This is a genomic window from Paenibacillus agaridevorans (assembly GCF_003112455.1).
Lineage (GTDB): Bacteria > Bacillota > Bacilli > Paenibacillales > Paenibacillaceae > Pristimantibacillus > Pristimantibacillus agaridevorans.
Genome location: NZ_BDQX01000098.1, coordinates 52,431 through 70,338, shown reverse-complemented (window position 1 = coordinate 70,338; position 17,908 = coordinate 52,431). Strand labels below are relative to the sequence as shown.

Here is a 17,908-nt window from a genome sequence, read left to right as displayed (position 1 = left end):
GAAAGTGTATAATGAGGGGCTTGGGTCCAAGGCTTTCGATATTTTTAATTACATGATTATGATCCTTCTATGCATGATTATGCTTTACCCGCTACTAAATACGTTTGCGGTTTCGATTAGCGATCCGACCTTGGTCGGTCAAGGCAAAATTACATGGTTTCCGCAAGGGTTCGACTTTCACAGCTACCAATACATTTTCCAGGATAAAAACATTCTGAATGCCTATAAAAACACGATTGTTTTTTTGGTCATCGGCACTTCGTTGCAGCTGTTGCTGACATCGTTGTTCGCATATCCGTTATCGGTAAGCGATTTTGTATTCCGCAAACCATTGGCCGTCTATGTCATCATCACGATGGTATTCAGCGGAGGACTCATTCCGCAATTCCTGTTGATCAGGGATTTGCAATTGTTCAATTCCATCTGGGCGGTTGTGCTACCCGTCGCGATGAGCGCATTCAACATCATCATTTTCCGTACGTTCTTTCAGGAGATACCTAAGGAATTGCGCGAATCCGCCTACCTGGATGGAGCGAATGATTTCGGTATACTGTTTCGCATATACGTTCCGTTGTCCAAGCCGCTCCTGGCGACATTCGCTCTATTTGGCGCAGTCATGTTCTGGAACATGTGGTTTGAACCGATGATTTATCTGAATAAAGAGAGCAGCCATCCGATTCAGCTGCTCTTGCGCAGGATGACAATCGAACTGAAGGATTATACCGATGTTGGCGGGCTGCAGCGATTTATCGACACCTACAATTTAAATCCCAAAAACATCAGGATGGCTTCGATCATTGTCACGATTTTACCGATTCTGTTCATCTACCCGTTGTTGCAGAAGCACTTTGTTTCGGGGATGATGATCGGTTCGGTGAAGGGTTAACAGCGGTTAATCTATATTTATTATAGATCAACAAATTTAATTAATGGAGGGGTTCAGCTTTGAAGAAAAAAAAGGCTTTTATGCTAAGTTTACTGCTCGTTGTAACACTTGTATTTGTGGGCTGCAGCCAGGTCAACAACAATCTGTCAGAGCCAAACAACACCAATTCCGGCGAGGAGTCAACGTCCAAGCCGGCCGAAGAAACGATCAAGATTACAGCTTACATGTCCAGCTTCGGGGACGATCCGAAGGAAACCGAGCTCTATAAGCTTTGGAAAGAAAAGATGGAAGCGTATATCGGCAAAAAGCTCGATATCGAATGGATCTACGTCAATAGCGACGACTATCCGGAGAAAGTGAAGCTGACGCTGGCCAGCGGCGATACGCCGGACATTATGTCGGGCGTGAAGGACGCTGAGGTGATGTTCCAGTTCGGCAACCAAGGGTCTCTCCTGGACATTGCGCCTTATCTGGACGAATACGCTCCAAACTATAAAGCTTATTTGGAGTCTACAAAGTTCTCGGACAAGAGTATGTATACACCAGAAGGCAAAATGTTTTTCTTCGGGGATGGATTCCGGAACGATACGGGGTTAGCGGGTTCTGCATACCCTGCGTTATACCGGTTCGATGTTTTCCAGAAGCATAATATCAAAGTTCCGGAAAATTGGGATGAATTCTACGATGCGGCCGTTAAGCTGAAAGAGCTGTATCCGGATTCCTATCCGGTCAATTCGCAGGAATGGCCAAAATTCATAGACGCGTTAGCTCTCTCGAACCATACGAAAAGCGATATTTACTGGAACGGCGAGAAATACGTATACGGTCCGACTGAGGAGTCTTTCAAAGAAGGTTTAATGTATATTCGCAAATTGTACGACGAGAAGCTGCTCGATCCCGAGTTCCTGAGCCAGTCTCAAGATCAATTGAAGGCGAAAGTAACGACCGGCAAGTCCTTCATGCTTCCGTTGGCGTGGGCAGGTTGGTGGGAGCAATATTCCGTTCCGGACCAAGGCGTATCATGGGGAGCAGCGGTCAATCCGAAAAACGAAAAGTACGGCGATCAGTGGGTGTTGGGGCCGGCCCTCTTGGGTCATACCATCTATGCCAATTACGGCGTCATGGTCTCCAAAAACACGAAATATCCGGAACTTATCGTCAAGATGCTCGATTATCAGTATTCGGATGAAATGATTGATTTGATGCATTGGGGCGTAGAAGGGAAAACCTACCAAGTGGTCGACGGTAAAAAGGAATTCATCAACAAAAACGGAGATTGGCAAGAGAAGAAAGACTTAAATGGCGATGGTACAACCCGTCAAGGTTTCGTCTTCGCCCCGCAAAACTATTCTACCGACTATATCGCTTACAAAAAAGTGCAATTTTTCGCCAAGGGCCAGTTCGAGGAGATGCGTCCTCAAGAGGGAATGGGAAAATTCACAAATTCGGAAACGGCGATTGCTCCGTATGAACAAGCACCGGTCATTCGTCTGAGCAAAGAGGACGAGGCGAAGAAATCGCAAATCATGACCGCGGTTCAAACGTATATGGATGAAAATATTTATAAATTCCTGCTCGGTGAAAGAGATCTTTCCGAATGGGATGCCTTCAAGAAGGAGCTTTCGGAAATCGGCGACTATCAATCGATCGTGGATATGATGAACGCTCAAGTATCCAAGTAAACAAGTCTGAAGCCTGACAGCGTCGATGTGCGGCGCTGCCAGGTTTCTTCATTCAGGAAGGAAGAGGTTAGAATGACGAATTCGATAGATTCTAATGAAGCTTGGAGATCCATTTCAGGGGATTATTACGATTGGCAAGTAACGATGCAGCCGGAGAGCCCTTACAATTTCGATTACAGTCAGACGCTGACGATGAAGCTAGGCATGGCAATTCCGGACGGTAAAGGCGGGGCGAAGGTGTTCTGTACGTTCGAACAGGCGCTTCGTTATATTGTGGACATCGATCGGCTTACCAGAGGCATTCCGAAAATCATTTACTTGGTAGGATGGCAGTACAACGGTCACGATGACAGATATCCCGCATGGGACGAAGTGAATGTCCATCTGAAAAGGTCACAGGATCCGACCGCGAGGGACAGCTATTTGTGGTTGGCAGAAGAAGCCAAACGTTATAACACGACAGTCAGCGTTCATGTCAATATGACGGACGCATACGATAATAGCCCGCATTGGGACATATACATGGAGCATGATCTGATTTCGCGCAACGAAGACGGTTCATTGCTACAAATCGGTAACTATAACGATATGGCTGCCTATCAGATTTTCTACAAGAACGAGTGGGAGAGCGGCGTTATCGTGAAGCGGATCGAGATGCTGATTTCTCTGCTCGAGCTCGACCGTGCGGGAACGGTGCATCTGGACGCCTATTTCCCTAGAGCGAATGTTTTCCGGGGTGTCTCTCAGGAGGAGGAGTCTTCCTACATGCGCCGTACGATTCGTTATTTCCGAGAGCGCGGCATCGACGTGACGAGCGAAAATTTCGCCCATCTGCGCAACGATCCGTTCATCGGTCTGCAGCCCTGGTGCTGGTGGTTCGACCAATGCGACGAACGGCATTTTCTGGAGAGACCCGCCAAGTTGCTGAGTGGAGCCGCTATTCGAGATTACTCCATACCGGGCATTCCGCGCAGACACGATCTGGAGTTCTTGTTCGGCGCGGGCGTGCATGGGGAGGATGTATTTTGGGATCCCGAAAACGGAGTTTCGCGCGAGGATTGGCACGACATCTTCATGGAGCAGATCTGCACGAGAATGCTTCAATACCAGTATTTGAACTCGCATGATCGCATTCGGATGGAGGGCGAGGGCGATAAAAGAATCGTTCATTATTCGGGGGGACATTCCGTTCATCTAGCGGATCGCTCCGTCCGTCGCGACGGCAAGCCGATGAGAGAGGGGGACGATGTACTGTTTCCGGCGCTCTGGCAAGAACGGCCCGAGTTGATCGCGTTCAGCAAGACGGGATACTCGCGGAGGCTCTGGTCTCTACCGCCGGATTGGAATGAAGTGAGTGCCGTCGATATTTACCGGATCACTTCTGATGGATTAACGGAAGTCAAGCTCGGCCACCCGGCAGTTGGCGGACAACTGGAGCTTTCGCTGCCTGCCGGCACAGCTGTTTCCATATTCCCGTCAGCTCATCGGCTGCTCTGATTGATCACTCGCATGATGTTGTGATACAAAACAATCGTTTCGACAGGGATAATACACAGATTTTAGTAGGAGCAGGTTGCTTGGAAAAGACGATCATATTGAGGGATGAAACATGCAAGATCAAAAAGACTCCATAGGGATCGAGCCGCCGATCCAAATCTTTCGAGTAACCGATTACGGAGCGTTACCGGATACCGGCGAGGATTCGACCAGCGCGATACAAGCTGCGATCGATGCCGCTTCCGCCGCGAATGGGCCGACGGTAGTTGAATTTCCGCCTGGCCAATACGATCTGTATCCGACAAATGCCGTAAAGTCGGCTTATTACATCTCCAATACGGCCAGTGAAAAAGAGCATCCCGATCCGACCAAGACGATCGGCCTGCGGCTCAAAGGAGCACACCGGATTCACATAGAAGGGAACGGCTCGCGGCTGCTGTTTCACGGAAAGATGACGCCGATCGTCATGGACGGCTGCAATGAAGTGGAAATACGGAATTTAACGATCGATTTCGCCCGTCCGACGATTTCTGAAATGCGTATTACAGCGACAGGCGCAAGTCATTGGGACGTAGAGGTTCATTCGGATTCCGCTTACAGGCTGCAAGACGGGAAGCTGTATTGGGTCGGAGAAGGATGGTCTCATCGCGGCGGCCCTGCACAGGAATATGATCCGGTGAGCAATCGGACCTGGAGAGTTCCGAACCCGATCATGTTGGCTAATCAGGTCGAACAGCTGGGACCGGGCAAGCTTCGATTGCGGTTCAACTCCGCGCCGCACACGTCGGTTGGTCATGTGTTTCAAATGCGCGACGGCATCCGGGATCAGGTCGGCGCGCTGATCGTCGGCTGCCGGAATATCATCTGGCGCAACGTCTGGATGCAGTATATGCATGGACTTGGGATCGTCGGACAATTCAGCGAAAATTTGAACTTCGAGCGTCTGCGATTGGCGCCGGACCCTTCCAGCGGACGAACGGCGGCGGCGTTTGCCGATTTTGTTCATCTGTCCGGGATAAAAGGGAAAATATCCATTGTCGACAGCGTATTCGAGGGAGCGCATGATGATGCAATCAACGTCCATGGAACCCATCTCCGTATCGAGGGGGTGGAGGAGGGCAGCCGGATACGGGTTAGATTCATGCATCCTCAAAGCTATGGATTTAACGCATTCCATCCGGGTGACGAGATCGATTTTATTTCCGCAAGATCGTTGACTTCTTACGCAACCTGCAGCGTTGTTGGCATTAAACCACTTTCTCTACGCGAAGTTGAGCTGACGCTTGATTCACCCGTACCGGATACGATCGAAGACGGGGATGTTATCGAAAACGTCACCTGGACGCCTGAGCTTTCCGTTAGCGGAAATGTCTTTAAGAGAATTCCGACTCGCGGCATTCTGGCAACAACCAGGCGCAAGGTGACGATTGAGAACAATGTATTCGACAACCTGCATATGAGCGCCATTTTGATCGCCGACGACGCCGAAAGCTGGTTCGAATCGGGAATGGTTCGAGATGTTCTGATCCGCGGCAATCGGTTTATCGATTGCGGCAATCGCCAAGCGCCAGTCCTATTGATTCGCCCAGAAAACACGCACGTATCCGCCGACCTGCCTGTACATCGCAACGTCATCATAAGCGGGAATCGCTTTGAACTGAACGGTGCACCTTTATTGGAGGCCAAAAGTACGAGCGGCTTGATCGTGGCCGATAATGATATTTTGAGGAACGGCTGTAGAGACGGAGTGTCCGACGACTCGCACGAAATCATTCGACTGCGGGCTTGCAGCGGGGTTGAAATTGTCGGAAATACGATTGAAGATCATGCAGCCGTAATCGTTAAGACGAATTTAATGAAAGACGAACATCTTGTTATCGATAAAGGGCAGGCTGCTTTTATTAGGAGGGTTGATGAAAATGACATCTAAAGTGAAAATCGGCTTGATCGGACTTGGCGGCAGAGGGATGGGGCTGCTCGAAATCATCATTATGAAAATGAAGGACGTGGAGGTCGTCGCCGTATGCGACTTGCACGAGGATCGTCGCGAGCGGGCGGCCGACATCATCGAGTTCGGAGGAAATGGTCGTCCTGTCACAACTTCTAAGTATATGGAAATTCTGAAAATGGAATCGGTTGATGCCATCGTTTTATGCACATCCTGGTCCTCTCATATCCAGATCGTCATTGATGCCATGGAGAAAGGGAAATATGTTGCCTGCGAAGTGGGCGGATCTTATTCTGTTCAGGAATGCTGGAAGCTGGTGGAGGCTTATGAACGAACGGGCGTTCCATGTATGATGCTGGAAAATTGCTGTTATGGCCGAGATGAGCTCATGGTGTTGAACATGGTGAAGCTGGGTGTTTTCGGCGAAATCGTACATTGTTCGGGAGGTTATCATCACGATCTGCGTTCTGAAATTGCTTACGGCAAAGAAAACCGTCATTATCGGCTAAACGAATATATTCATCGAAACTGCGAAAATTATCCGACCCACGAGTTAGGCCCGATTGCCAAGGTGCTCGATATTAATAAAGGAAACCGTATGTTATCCCTCGTGTCGGTTGCGTCCAAGGCGGTTGGCATGCAGGCATACGTTACAAACAAAAGAGGCGATAGCGAGCTCGCCGATACCCGCTTTCAACAAGGAGATATCGTGACTACCGTCATCAAGTGCGCGCGCGGAGAGACGATTACGCTCACGCTGGATACGACGCTGCCTCGTTTCTATGCGCGAGGGTTTACGGTAAGAGGAACAAAAGGATTGTTTATGGAGGACAATCACTCTTTGTTCCTGGAGGAAGAGCATGCCCAATATGAAACGAAATGGAAGTCGCAATGGGGCAATGTGGAGCAATATCGCGAAAAGTATGAGCATCCGATATGGCAGCGCTACATGCAAGAAGGAGTGCGGGAAGGTCATGACGGCATGGATTGGCTCGTTTTTCAGCAATTTTTTGATAGCGTGAGGAACGGAACGCAAACGCCGATCGACGTGTACGACATGGCTTCCTGGATGTGCATCTCTTCCTTAAGCGAGGATTCTATTGCTTTGGGCGGACATCCGGTTGCGATTCCCGATTTTACGAACGGGAAATGGATCAGCAAGCAATAGATTAACAAAATCAATAGTCAGATAAAAAAATCGTGGCGCAGCTTGCCCATCGGGAGGAGAAACGAGAGACAATGAAATACCGCAGATTAGGAAGAAGCGGACTTCAGGTGAGCGAGATCGCGCTTGGAAGCTGGCTCACCTATGACGACCCGGGGCAGGCCGCTTCTGTAGAGGCCGTTATTCATAAGGCATACGAACTGGGGATCAATTATTTCGACACGGCCAATATGTACGCCCGCGGCGAAGCGGAGCGAGTTATGGGACGGGCGCTTGCGCGATACGAGAGAGACTCTTATGTGCTCGGAACGAAGGTTTATTTTGATATGGGCGAAGGAGCAAATCGTAAAGGTTTGTCGCGCAAACATATTATGGAGCAATGCGAAGCGAGCTTAAAGAGGCTGGGTGTCGATTATATCGATTTGTATTATTGTCATCGCTTCGACGAGAATACGCCGCTGGATGAAACGTTGAGGGCGATGGATGATCTGGTCACGCAAGGCAAAATATTGTACGTCGGCATAAGCGAGTGGCGGGAATGGCAAATCGCCGAAGCAGCGGGGCTTGCAGAGCGTCTGCACCTGGACCCGGTCGTGGTGAACCAGCCGGAGTACAATATGTTCACCCGTCGCATCGAATCGGATATCGTGCCGATGTGCGAGAAGCACGGAATCGGGCAAGTCGTGTTTTCCCCGTTGGCCCACGGCGTGCTTAGCGGGAAATATCGCACGGGAGAGGCGTTTCCTCCCGGGTCGCGCGCAACGAATCCGGATCATAACCATTGGATTAAAAGCCAAGGGCTGCTTTCCGAGCATCGGTTAAACCAGATCGAGAGCTTAATTCAGGTGGCCGATGGACTCGGCATTAGTTTGGTGCAGTTGGCGTTAGCATGGAATCTTAGACTTCCGAACATTTCCAGTTGCATTATCGGCGCTACGCGACCTGAGCAAGTAGAAAAAAATGTCGCTGCTTCTGGCATCTCGCTTTCGGAGGATACCTTGTCCGAAATTGAAAACATATTGAGTGTTGGGGACAGAAATTAGAACGGGGGACGCAATCGTTGAATCAACGGATGACATATCGGGAAGACGGTACTTTTACCATTATTCAGTTCACTGATGTCCATTGGCAAGACGGGCTCGAGATCGATCGGCAAACGGAAAAAGTCATACGAGCGGTTCTTGATTCCGAAAGTCCGGATCTGGTCGTATTTACGGGCGATTTGATTTATCCGTCGGATACAACGGATCCCGTGGAGATGATGCGGCAAGCTGTCGAGCCGGTCGTAGAAAGAGGCATCCCATGGGCATATGTTTTTGGCAACCATGATACGGAGAAAAATATTAGCCGGACAGAATTGATCGAGGCGATCGTCGGACAGCCTCATTCGATTACGCAGCGCGGACCGGAACACTTGTCCGGCGAAGGCAACTACGTCGTCGAGATCGGGGAAGCGGAAGGCGAATGCGAGGTCGCGCTCTACTTTCTAGATTCGGGCGATGTCTCTTCCGTGCCCTCTGTTAAGGGATACGACTGGATTAGGCGGGATCAAATCAACTGGTACGCGGAGCAGTCCCGGGAGTTTGCTTCGAAAAACGGAGGCGCCCCAGTACCCGCGTTAGCCTTCTTCCACATTCCGCTGCCCGAATACGAAGAAATGTGGATGGAAAAAGGAGGTTACGGCAGCAAGCTGGAGAAGGTCTGCTGTCCCAAAATCAATTCGGGTATGTTCACTGCGATGGTGGAGCAGGGAGACGTGATGGGCACGTTCTGCGGGCATGACCACTTAAACGATTTTTGGGGTGAGTGGTACGGCATCCGGTTATGCTATGGCCGTGCCACCGGCTTGAATACGTATGGCCGGGAGGACTTCCCGCACGGAGCGCGGATTATTCGCTTGGAGCAAGGCGTCAGCGGATTTTCGACTTGGCTGCGGCTGGTAACGGGAGAGAAGATCGGGCAACAGGAACAGAATCCACGTTGAAATGGATTGGAACATGTTCAAATAAGACGAATTCCAGTGGAGGGAAGCTATATGAGTGTAGATCGGTTGCTCGCCGAACAGTTGCGAAAAATTGACGATGTCAATCGGGAGGGAACGTTCGCGGCGAACTGGAATTCGCTTCGTCAATACTCCATTCCGTCTTGGTACGAGGACGCAAAATTCGGCATTTTCATTCATTGGGGTCCGTATAGCGTTCCAGCGTTCGAGAGCGAATGGTATGCGCGTCAAATGTATCAGGAAGGTTCCAGAGCATTCCAGCATCATGTGGCGACATATGGTACGCAAAATAAATTTGGATACAAGGACTTTATCCCGATGTTCAAGGCGGAAAAGTTCGACGCGGACGAGTGGGTATCCCTGTTCAAGCAATCCGGAGCCAAGTTCTTCGTTCCGGTTGCCGAGCATCACGACGGGTTTCCGATGTACGATTGTCCGTTTACGGACTGGAACGCAGCTCGAATGGGACCGAAACGCGACGTCATTCGCGAACTGGCAGACGCCGCGCGACGCCAACATCTCGTCTTCGGAGTTTCCAGCCATCGTGCGGAGAATTGGTGGTTTTACAACGGAGGCGCTGCGTTCGATTCCGATGTGTTGGATCCCCGCAACGCCGGGCTTTACGGTCCCGCACAGCCTTGCCATCCAAATAATTGGGTTCCTGCCACGCAGCCGAACGAGCCGTTTCTTGAGGATTGGCTCGCACGGACAAGCGATTTGATAGAACGTTACGAACCGCAACTGCTCTGGTTCGACTGGTGGATCAGCCAGCCTGCTTTCAAGCCGTATCTACAGCGTCTTGCGGCATATTATTACAATATCGGACGGGAAAGGAGCCGCGGAGTCGCGATCAACTATAAGGATGATGCGTTCGCCGAAGGAACAGCGGTATTCGATATCGAGCGGGGGCAGCCCTTGGACATACGGCCGCTGTTCTGGCAGACGGACACGTCTGTATCGCAAAATTCCTGGAGCTATATCTCCGATCATAAATACAAGACGGCGGATTCGATTATCGGTGATTTAATCGATATAGTCAGCAAAAACGGCGCAATGCTCCTGAACATCGGACCGCGTGCCGACGGAACGATTCCGGAGGAGGAGCAAGCAATATTGCGGCAGATCGGGCAATGGCTCGCCATAAACGGGGAAGCCATCTATAGCACTCGCCCTTGGAAAGTGTTCGGAGAAGGCCCGACGCGAATTGGAAGCGGTTCTTTCAGTGATACGAAGCGCTCGGCGTTTACGTCTCGCGATATTCGGTTCACCGTCAAGAACGATCGATTGTACGCTATCGTTTTGGCCATGCCTGAGGATGGGAAGGTTGTCATCCGATCGCTTTCCAATTGTTTGTACCTGCATCCGGAACAGATCGAGTCTGTCGAACTGCTTGGACATCCAAGAGGGCTGGATTGGTCGCGCGGCGAAGACGGCTTAACGATTCAATTACCGCCTGAATTCTCAGCTCAAGGAGCGTTTACATTCCGAATGATCCGTTTCGGCAGTTAATAGGGATAGAACAGGAGTGAAGTCATGAAGTACGTACTCGATGCCAGCCGCCATGGAAAAGCGGAGTTGATCGAAGGGCATTTGAAAATGGGGGGAGAGAATCCGTCCGGGGTAAAAATAGATGCGAACAGCAGGTACCTCACCCGCGGTGGGAAGCCTTGGCTGCCGGTTATGGGGGAGTTTCATTTCTCTAGATGCCCTCATGGACAATGGGAGGAAGAACTGCTGAAGATGAAAGCAGGCGGCATCCAAATTGTCGCCACATACGTATTCTGGATTCATCACGAAGAAATAGAGGGACGTTTCGACTGGACTGGCGACAAGGATCTGCGAACTTTCGTCAGGCTTTGCCAAAAACATGGCTTGGATGCCCTTGTCCGCATCGGGCCATGGGCTCACGGCGAATGCCGCAACGGAGGCTTCCCGGATTGGTTGTACGGGAGAGGCGCTTTGCGGACGAACGACGAGGACTATTTGTTATACGCCAGAAGATTGTACGAGGAAATATCCAGGCAGGTCGAGGGGCTCGCTTATCAAGACGGCGGTCCGATAATCGGCATACAGCTTGATAACGAGCTGACGGACAATGCAGAGCATTTGCGGACATTAAAGAGCATGGCGCTGGAATCGGGTATCCAAGCTCCTTTGTATACGGTTACAGGCTGGGGTGGTCCTGGCGGGGCGCGCATTCCGAGAGATGAAGTGCTGCCGTTATTCGGAGGTTATCCCGATCATCCGTGGGAAAAACATACGAACCCGCTTCCGCCTGGACCGCATTATTTTTTCCATCCGATGCGCAACGATCCGAGCATCGGCAGCGATCTGTTTGGCGAAAAAGAGTCGGAGATTAGAGATTTGGATGATATCGATCGTTATCCCGACGGCTGCTGCGAACTTGGAGGCGGAGTGCAAATCACCTATCATAGGCGTCCCGTCATTGATTCCGACGATGTTGCCGCAATGGCGATGGTCAAAATCGCCAACGGCTGCAATCTGCTGGGTTATTACATGTATCACGGAGGCACTCAGCCCCTCGGGGAACTCTCGACGATGCAGGAGTCGGACGCCCGCGGTAATCAGCTGCCGGTGCGCAGCTACGATTTTCAAGCGCCGATCGGGGAGTTTGGCCGAATCAGGGACTCCTACAAAAGCTTGAAGCGCCTTCATCTGTTTATTCATGATTTCGGAGAGAAGCTTGCGCTTATGACTGCGGTTTATCCCGATATTCGACCTTACTCCGTCGAAGATACCAAGACGGTGCGCGTTGCGGCGCGAATGGATGGAGACAGTGCCTTCCTGTTCTTTAACAATTATCAAAGATTGACGGAAATGCCGGACAAAGAACGCGTGCAGGTTGAATTGCGGCTGGCGAGTGAAACCTTGAACGTTCCTGCGGCTCCGTTTGCGCTCAAGCATGACGCTTATTTCTTCTGGCCGATCCAAATGGACATGGGCGGCGCCCGATTGAAGTATGCGACCGCTCAGCCGTTATGTACGCTTCGCGAAGATGAGGTAACGCTGTACGTTTTCTTCGAGGTTGCAGGAGTGCGGCCGGAATTTTCATTCGATCCGGTGAGCATTGCGGATGTTGAACTCAAGGAGGGTGGAGTAGAACGCGAAGAAGGCGTGATTGCCGTTCGCGACCTGAGGCCGGGTCTTGGTTGCTTATTTACCGTCAGGACTGTTGAAGGCGAAGTGATAAAGGTGTTGACGGTCAACGAGCGGCAGTCGCTGCACATGTGGAAAGGCCAAGCGTTCGGACGCGATCGATTGATCGCATGCGAAGGAAACGTGACGTTTGAGGATGATGCTCTGCATATTAGCGGAACTGAAGCCGAACGGATGGCGTTTGCGGTTTATCCTCCCGTCGAGCGCGCCTTGGATCAAGGGGGTCTTTCGTTATTGGCCGAACAAGAGGGAATATTCCAAGCGTATAAGCCGGTCTTGCAATCCCGGGAAGTCGAAGTTACGTGGAAACCGACCCGGGATCCGTCATTACATGCAAGCTTCTTCGAGTATTTGTTCGAAGACGAAGGTCAAAAAGGAACTGCTCCGGAATGGGAGATTACGTTAGATCCCTCCGCCTTCGTCGAAGCGAATGAGATTACGCTCGTAATCGATTTTGTGGGAGACGTGGCGCAGGCCTATATTGCCGGACCATGCGTTGCGGATCAGTTCTACAGCGGCGTTCCTTGGATGATAGGCTTAAAGCGGTTCCGCGAGATTTTGGCCAACGAACCCATCGTTCTGAAAATTTCCCCGCTATTAAAGAAAAGCAATATTTATATGCCTTCCAGACCGGAGGAGGATCACCAGGCGGAAATTAGGGATGTTCGCGCGGAAGCGGAATATACGATCGTTGTGAACGCCTAGAAGAGTGATATTCCGCTCCCGATGATTTGTAACCGCAAACGTGATCGTTGGCGACCAATATACGGAAATGCGAAATGAAGATAAACAGCCGCTTCCCCTGAGACTTCAATATTTCTCAAGGTAGCCGCTGTTTATTTTCTTTGTTCTGAACTATTGCAACGACTCAACAAATTCGCGAATTCGGTTTTTAATGGAATCCCGCACTTCGCGAAATTTCGCTGTAATTTCCTCTTCCGTTCCGGCAGCTTTGGCTGGATCGTCGAAGCCCCAGTGCTGCTTTACGACATGGACATTAGAGACAACGGGGCAATGTTCGTCGGCATGTCCGCACAAAGTAATTACGTAATCGGCGCGGTTCAGAATGTCCGGATTAATGACATCCGAGGTATGAGCGGTAATATCTATACCGTCTTCTTGCATTGCGGCAACTGCTCGGGGATTAAGTCCGTGTGCTTTCAGGCCGGCGCTTTTGACTTCAAAACGATCTCCTCCGATAGCCTTCAAATAACCATCAGCGATTTGGCTGCGGCAGGAATTGCCTGTACATAGGAAGTAAACTAACGGTTTGGACGTCATAAGTAAAATCTCCTTTGGATTATATAAAATAAAGGAAGGACAACCATAGAAATAAACCAACCAGCGTGATGAACAGGGTGGGGAGCGTGAGGATCAGTCCTATCTTAAAATATTGTCCCCAGCCAATTCTAACGCCTTTCTGAGCTAACACATGCAGCCATAATAAGGTGGCGAGCGAGCCAATCGGCGTAATTTTGGGTCCCAAGTCCGAGCCGATTACATTGGCATAAATCAAAGCTTCACGGATAATGCCTTCGGTTGTCGTTCCCTTAATAGCAAGCGCGTCGATCATGACGGTTGGCAAATTGTTCATCACGGAGGAAAGAATAGCCGCGATCAAGCCGGTTCCCAAGACGGCAACAAATAGTCCTTGTTCGGCAACCCACTGGAATAATCGGCCCAACTCATCGATCAAGCCGACATTACGCAAGCCATAAACAACGACATACATGCCAATCGAAAAAACGACAACGGACCACGGCGAGCCTTTGACCAGCTTCCAAGTATGCAAGGCATGGCTGCGTCTCGCCAATACCAGGAAGATGATGGCCACCATTCCCGCGATGAAAGAGACTGGCAAACCTATGGATTCGCTCACTAAATACCCCACCAGAAGTACGCCTAGCACCCACCAGGATATTCGAAACAAAGTACGATCCTTAATAGCTTCCTCAGGCTCCTTCACTTTCTCGAGATCATAGCGGGAAGGGATATTTTTGCGAAAATAAACGAACAACACAAGCAAGCTGGCAGCGATAGAAAACAAACCCGGCACGATCATAACACTGGCGTACTCCATAAAGGAGATCGAAAAGAAATCAGCGGATACAATATTAACCAGATTGCTGACGATTAGCGGCAGGGAGGCCGTATCCGCAATAAATCCGCTAGCGATAATAAAAGGCAAAATGAGCCGATCCTCGAATTTCAATGCTCTTACCAATGCCAGAACGATTGGCGTCAATATTAACGCCGCACCATCGTTTGCAAAAAACGCCGAAACTGCAGCGCCGAGCAAGATGACGTAGACGTACATGAATACTCCATTCCCGCGTGCCAATCGCGCCATATGAAGAGCGGACCATTCGAAAAACCCGATTTCATCCAGGACTAATGAAATCAGTATGATAGCGACAAAAGCGAGAGTGGCGTTCCAAACCATTCCGGTAACATCCCAAACATCCTGCCAATCGACGACTCCGCAAAGCAAAGCTGTAAGAGCGCCAGCGGATGCCGACCAGCCGATGTTCAGTCCTTTAGGCTGCCAGATAACCAAAATTAAAGTGACGATAAAAATCAAACACGCAAGTACCAGCATAGTGCCTCCCCATCAATCGCAAGTCGAGTTCGCACGGCCGACAAGCTTTTCTTTCATAGAGGGAAGCTGATCGATGACGGTCTGCAGATACGGTCTGGACTCCAGATTCAAGGAATAATAGATCCATTGGCTGCGCCTGGTTTCATGAACCAAACCGCCCAGCTTGAGCTTCCGCAGATGTTGACTGATATTAGGTTGACTTGTTTCCAACAGCTCCACGATATCGCAGACGCATAATTCCCGCTCCTTCAAGAGCGCGAGTATCGTTAATCTAGTTTTATCCGACAAAAGCTTAAGTACTTCTGACATTTCATCAATCGGGTCCATAACTGTGCCTCCTCCGTGTGAACTACACCAATTATATACGCAACTGATTATATAAGTAAATAACTATATACTTATTAACATCATGAATAGCCCAAACGAGTCATATCTGCAAGCCTTCACCATTGTTACAATAGATAGATACTATTGTTTAGTTAGAGAGGTGTATACTTTGATTTCAGTCATACGCAAAGGCTGGTTTCAAGCCGTGCTGCTGACAGGCGTAGTCGCGCTCGCCGTCTACGTAGTGGTACAAACTAATGCCGCGCCGCAGAGCAAGGCTGCCGTTGGCGATGCGGCTCCGTCCTTCCAATTGAATCAACTCGCCGGCGGTCAGCTTGCATTATCCGATTTTGAAGGTAAAGGCGTCGTGATTAACTTCTGGGCGTCCTGGTGCAATCCATGCGTCAATGAACTGCCGCTTCTAAATGAAGCTTACAAGCTAGCCGGCATCGACATGATCGCGATTAATGTCGGGGAAGACGAGGAGACGGTGAAGAAGTTCGTCGACCGGTACGAGCTTGCGTTTCCGATCGCGATGGATCGCGAGCAGGATGTAAAGCGGCAATATCGCGTCGCGGGTCTTCCACTGACCGTAGTCATCGATGAGCAAGGGAAACTCATTAAACGTCACGAAGGCGAATTGATGGATATGTCGGATATCTTCGCGCTGACGAGGGAGATTAGCGATGAAAAATAAATCAACCTTCAGAAAAGGTTGGGTCGGCATCAGTCTGACCCTCGTCCTGATAACACTGCTTGTAGTTCCTCTACCTTTTGCTCCGCCAAACGATACCCGAATGATTCTCGACCATACCCACGAAGTGTACATAGCTCCGCCATGCTTCGATGAAGCGGAAGCTACTAATTATTTGACGGAGACAACCTGGGACAAAGTCCAGGAAAAAGATTATGTTTCAAACTCCGACTGTACCGCCAAACTCATGGAGCCGGTGAAGTACTCCCTGTTGAAACGGATAGGAGAGAAGCTGGGTTTAATGGCATCCGATTGGTCGTGGTAATTCCACGCGTTCGCAAGGATTCGCGGTCTTGTCACAAGACTGTCGATCTTAAGGGAGACATTGACTACAAAGGGCTATGTATGGAGATGGCCGTCATTGTTACAATTTGATTGGCTGTAAAAAAGTGATTGAATAGCCGCACAACTGGAGGGAAGCGAGGGAGGAGATTTGACCTCAACATGTAGGCTTGCGCTTCGATCCACCATCATGGGTTGGTTGGTAGTCGCCGTACTCAGCGGAGGGCAAGCATCTGCAGCAGCCGCGGAAAGCGCCAGCGGCCATCCGTCAACCACGGCAAATCATACCGGATCGGTGGATGTCTCGGATGTCTCATCTGCGTCCATGACAACCGATTTACAACCGATTCTGGATGAAGCCGAGCCTGGATCGACCATTGTTCTAAAGCCGGGTATCTACCTGGGACCGGCGGTGATCCGGAAACCGCTGGAGCTTCGTTCCGAGATTGCTGGAGAATCCATTCTGCTGAACGAAAGTGAAGAAAGCGCCTTAATTGTCGAAGCCGATGACGTCACCTTGGCTGGAATACGAATCCGCGACGAGGCGTTTAAGCCGCAAGCAACGATCGTCGTATCGGGAGACCGGGCTCGAATCGAGCAATTATGGATTGCTACGGGCGCAGACGGGATTTCCGTGAAGGATGCAGATAATGGTACGATCACAAGCACCGTGATTGATTGGACGCCGCGAGAGGTATCCATGGCTGCCAAGGGCAACGGCATCGACCTCTTTAATTCCCATCGTTGGCGGATTGACGGGAACACGGTCAGCGATGCTCATGACGGTATCTACATGGAGAAAAGCGATGATACGATCGTAACCGGCAACGTCGTCGAGCGTTCGCGTTACGGCATTCATTGCATGTATACCGCCAGAACGGTCATTCGCGGCAACGTCGGCAAAGCCAATGTGACCGGCGCCATGGTGATGACGGCTACAGAAGTTGAGGTAAACGGCAATACATTCACGAAACAGAACGAAAATGTCCATTCGCAAGGGATACTGTTATTCGACGCTCATGATTCTGTATTCGAAGACAACAAAGTCGAAGGCAATCGGACAGGCTTCTACGTGGAGCAGTCTACGGGCAATGTCATCGTCGGCAATGAAGCGATCTACAATTTTGTCGGGATCCAGCTTCTCGATGCGGAAAGCAATGTCGTCGAAGGGAACCTCTTCCAAGGGAATGTCGCGGATGCGCAGGCCCGCGGAAGCAGCAACAACGAGATTGCCGGGAACTATTGGGACGGCTTCAGCGGCATCGACACGGATGGGGACGGATATAGCGATACCGCTTACGCGATCAATCCCTTTTTTCAAGGCGTGACGCAGAAACGAGCGGCGTTCCAGCTTTTCTTCCAATCGCCGGGCATGGAGTTTCTCGAGGAGCTCTTCCAAAACAATCGGGATGATTGGTCAAGGGATGTCAAGCCGCTTATGGCACCTCCGGGTTTTGACGGCGCTAATCCAAGTCATGGCAGTTCCAAGGCGACAGGCTATTTGAGCCTGCTGTTAATCATCGCGGTAATCGGTATGTTGTATATGAACAGGAGGAGAACGATATGAACAAAAAAATAAGTCTGCTTGC

General features: G+C 50.4%; 15 protein-coding genes. 12 read left to right on the top strand and 3 right to left on the bottom strand.

From position 1 onward, the window contains the following. The first annotated feature begins 4 nt into the window (after positions 1-4). The 9 genes from PAT3040_RS10315 (at position 5) to PAT3040_RS10275 (ending at position 13,062) form a co-directional block, all read left to right on the top strand. Positions 5-886: a carbohydrate ABC transporter permease gene (locus tag PAT3040_RS10315; RefSeq protein ID WP_258234928.1), complete on the top strand. Its 882-nt coding sequence runs from the start codon at positions 5-7 to the stop codon at positions 884-886. 59 nt (positions 887-945) lie between these two features. Beyond that, positions 946-2,568, top strand: coding sequence for an extracellular solute-binding protein (locus PAT3040_RS10310; protein ID WP_108992556.1), 1,623 nt, complete (start codon positions 946-948; stop codon positions 2,566-2,568). A 72-nt stretch (positions 2,569-2,640) separates the two neighbouring features. Beyond that, positions 2,641-4,065, top strand: a complete 1,425-nt coding sequence (locus PAT3040_RS10305; RefSeq protein WP_108992555.1) for an endo-alpha-N-acetylgalactosaminidase family protein — start codon at positions 2,641-2,643, stop codon at positions 4,063-4,065. A gap of 112 nt (positions 4,066-4,177) precedes the next feature. Beyond that, complete coding sequence (locus PAT3040_RS10300) at positions 4,178-5,995, top strand: right-handed parallel beta-helix repeat-containing protein (RefSeq protein ID WP_108992554.1); 1,818 nt, start codon at positions 4,178-4,180, stop codon at positions 5,993-5,995. Then, complete coding sequence (locus tag PAT3040_RS10295) at positions 5,985-7,181, top strand: Gfo/Idh/MocA family protein (protein ID WP_108992553.1); 1,197 nt, start codon at positions 5,985-5,987, stop codon at positions 7,179-7,181. Before PAT3040_RS10300 ends, PAT3040_RS10295 begins: the two co-directional genes overlap by 11 nt. A 71-nt stretch (positions 7,182-7,252) precedes the next feature. Continuing rightward, entirely contained in the window at positions 7,253-8,221 is a 969-nt protein-coding gene (locus tag PAT3040_RS10290) for an aldo/keto reductase family protein (RefSeq protein ID WP_108992552.1), read from the top strand. 17 nt (positions 8,222-8,238) lie between these two features. Further along, entirely contained in the window at positions 8,239-9,162 is a 924-nt protein-coding gene (locus PAT3040_RS10285) for a metallophosphoesterase family protein (protein WP_108992551.1), read from the top strand. 51 nt (positions 9,163-9,213) lie between these two features. Then, the gene (locus tag PAT3040_RS10280; RefSeq protein WP_108992550.1) at positions 9,214-10,689 is read left to right on the top strand and encodes an alpha-L-fucosidase; all 1,476 of its coding nucleotides are present in this window, start codon (positions 9,214-9,216) and stop codon (positions 10,687-10,689) included. A gap of 24 nt (positions 10,690-10,713) precedes the next feature. After that, positions 10,714-13,062, top strand: a complete 2,349-nt coding sequence (locus tag PAT3040_RS10275; protein WP_108992549.1) for a beta-galactosidase — start codon at positions 10,714-10,716, stop codon at positions 13,060-13,062. Positions 13,063-13,212: 150 nt separating this feature from the next. Here the strand turns inward: PAT3040_RS10275 and arsC are convergent, their stop codons facing one another. Genes arsC through PAT3040_RS10260 form a run of 3 tightly spaced genes read right to left on the bottom strand, consistent with a single transcriptional unit; the run spans position 13,213 to position 15,283 of the window. Next, positions 13,213-13,638 carry an arsenate reductase (thioredoxin) gene (gene arsC / locus PAT3040_RS10270; RefSeq protein ID WP_108992548.1) on the bottom strand — a complete coding sequence of 142 codons (426 nt, stop codon included), beginning with the start codon at positions 13,636-13,638 and terminating at the stop codon, positions 13,213-13,215. Between the two features lie 19 nt (positions 13,639-13,657). Next, the gene (locus PAT3040_RS10265; RefSeq protein WP_108992547.1) at positions 13,658-14,956 is read right to left on the bottom strand and encodes an arsenic transporter; all 1,299 of its coding nucleotides are present in this window, start codon (positions 14,954-14,956) and stop codon (positions 13,658-13,660) included. 12 nt (positions 14,957-14,968) lie between these two features. Continuing rightward, the gene (locus tag PAT3040_RS10260) at positions 14,969-15,283 is read right to left on the bottom strand and encodes an ArsR/SmtB family transcription factor (protein WP_087568612.1); all 315 of its coding nucleotides are present in this window, start codon (positions 15,281-15,283) and stop codon (positions 14,969-14,971) included. A gap of 169 nt (positions 15,284-15,452) precedes the next feature. Here PAT3040_RS10260 and PAT3040_RS10255 point away from each other — a divergent pair, with 169 nt between their 5' ends. From PAT3040_RS10255 to PAT3040_RS10245, 3 genes are all read left to right on the top strand, one after another. Beyond that, the gene (locus PAT3040_RS10255) at positions 15,453-15,980 is read left to right on the top strand and encodes a redoxin domain-containing protein (RefSeq protein WP_258234921.1); all 528 of its coding nucleotides are present in this window, start codon (positions 15,453-15,455) and stop codon (positions 15,978-15,980) included. Further along, positions 15,970-16,302: a hypothetical protein gene (locus PAT3040_RS10250; RefSeq protein ID WP_108992545.1), complete on the top strand. Its 333-nt coding sequence runs from the start codon at positions 15,970-15,972 to the stop codon at positions 16,300-16,302. The genes PAT3040_RS10255 and PAT3040_RS10250 overlap by 11 nt, the downstream gene beginning before the upstream one ends. A gap of 168 nt (positions 16,303-16,470) precedes the next feature. Next, complete coding sequence (locus PAT3040_RS10245) at positions 16,471-17,886, top strand: right-handed parallel beta-helix repeat-containing protein (protein ID WP_258234920.1); 1,416 nt, start codon at positions 16,471-16,473, stop codon at positions 17,884-17,886. The last annotated feature ends 22 nt before the right edge of the window (positions 17,887-17,908 follow it).

Bases quoted from the DNA above. Each gene is read 5' to 3' on its own strand.
- PAT3040_RS10305 (WP_108992555.1), top strand. From the start codon at position 2,641: ATGACGAATTCGATAGATTCTAATGAAGCTTGGAGATCCATTTCAGGG.
- PAT3040_RS10300 (WP_108992554.1), top strand. From the start codon at position 4,178: ATGCAAGATCAAAAAGACTCCATAGGGATCGAGCCGCCGATCCAAATC.
- PAT3040_RS10295 (WP_108992553.1), top strand. From the start codon at position 5,985: ATGACATCTAAAGTGAAAATCGGCTTGATCGGACTTGGCGGCAGAGGG.
- PAT3040_RS10290 (WP_108992552.1), top strand. From the start codon at position 7,253: ATGAAATACCGCAGATTAGGAAGAAGCGGACTTCAGGTGAGCGAGATC.
- PAT3040_RS10280 (WP_108992550.1), top strand. From the start codon at position 9,214: ATGAGTGTAGATCGGTTGCTCGCCGAACAGTTGCGAAAAATTGACGAT.
- PAT3040_RS10275 (WP_108992549.1), top strand. From the start codon at position 10,714: ATGAAGTACGTACTCGATGCCAGCCGCCATGGAAAAGCGGAGTTGATC.
- arsC (WP_108992548.1), bottom strand. From the start codon at position 13,638: ATGACGTCCAAACCGTTAGTTTACTTCCTATGTACAGGCAATTCCTGC.
- PAT3040_RS10265 (WP_108992547.1), bottom strand. From the start codon at position 14,956: ATGCTGGTACTTGCGTGTTTGATTTTTATCGTCACTTTAATTTTGGTT.
- PAT3040_RS10260 (WP_087568612.1), bottom strand. From the start codon at position 15,283: ATGGACCCGATTGATGAAATGTCAGAAGTACTTAAGCTTTTGTCGGAT.
- PAT3040_RS10250 (WP_108992545.1), top strand. From the start codon at position 15,970: ATGAAAAATAAATCAACCTTCAGAAAAGGTTGGGTCGGCATCAGTCTG.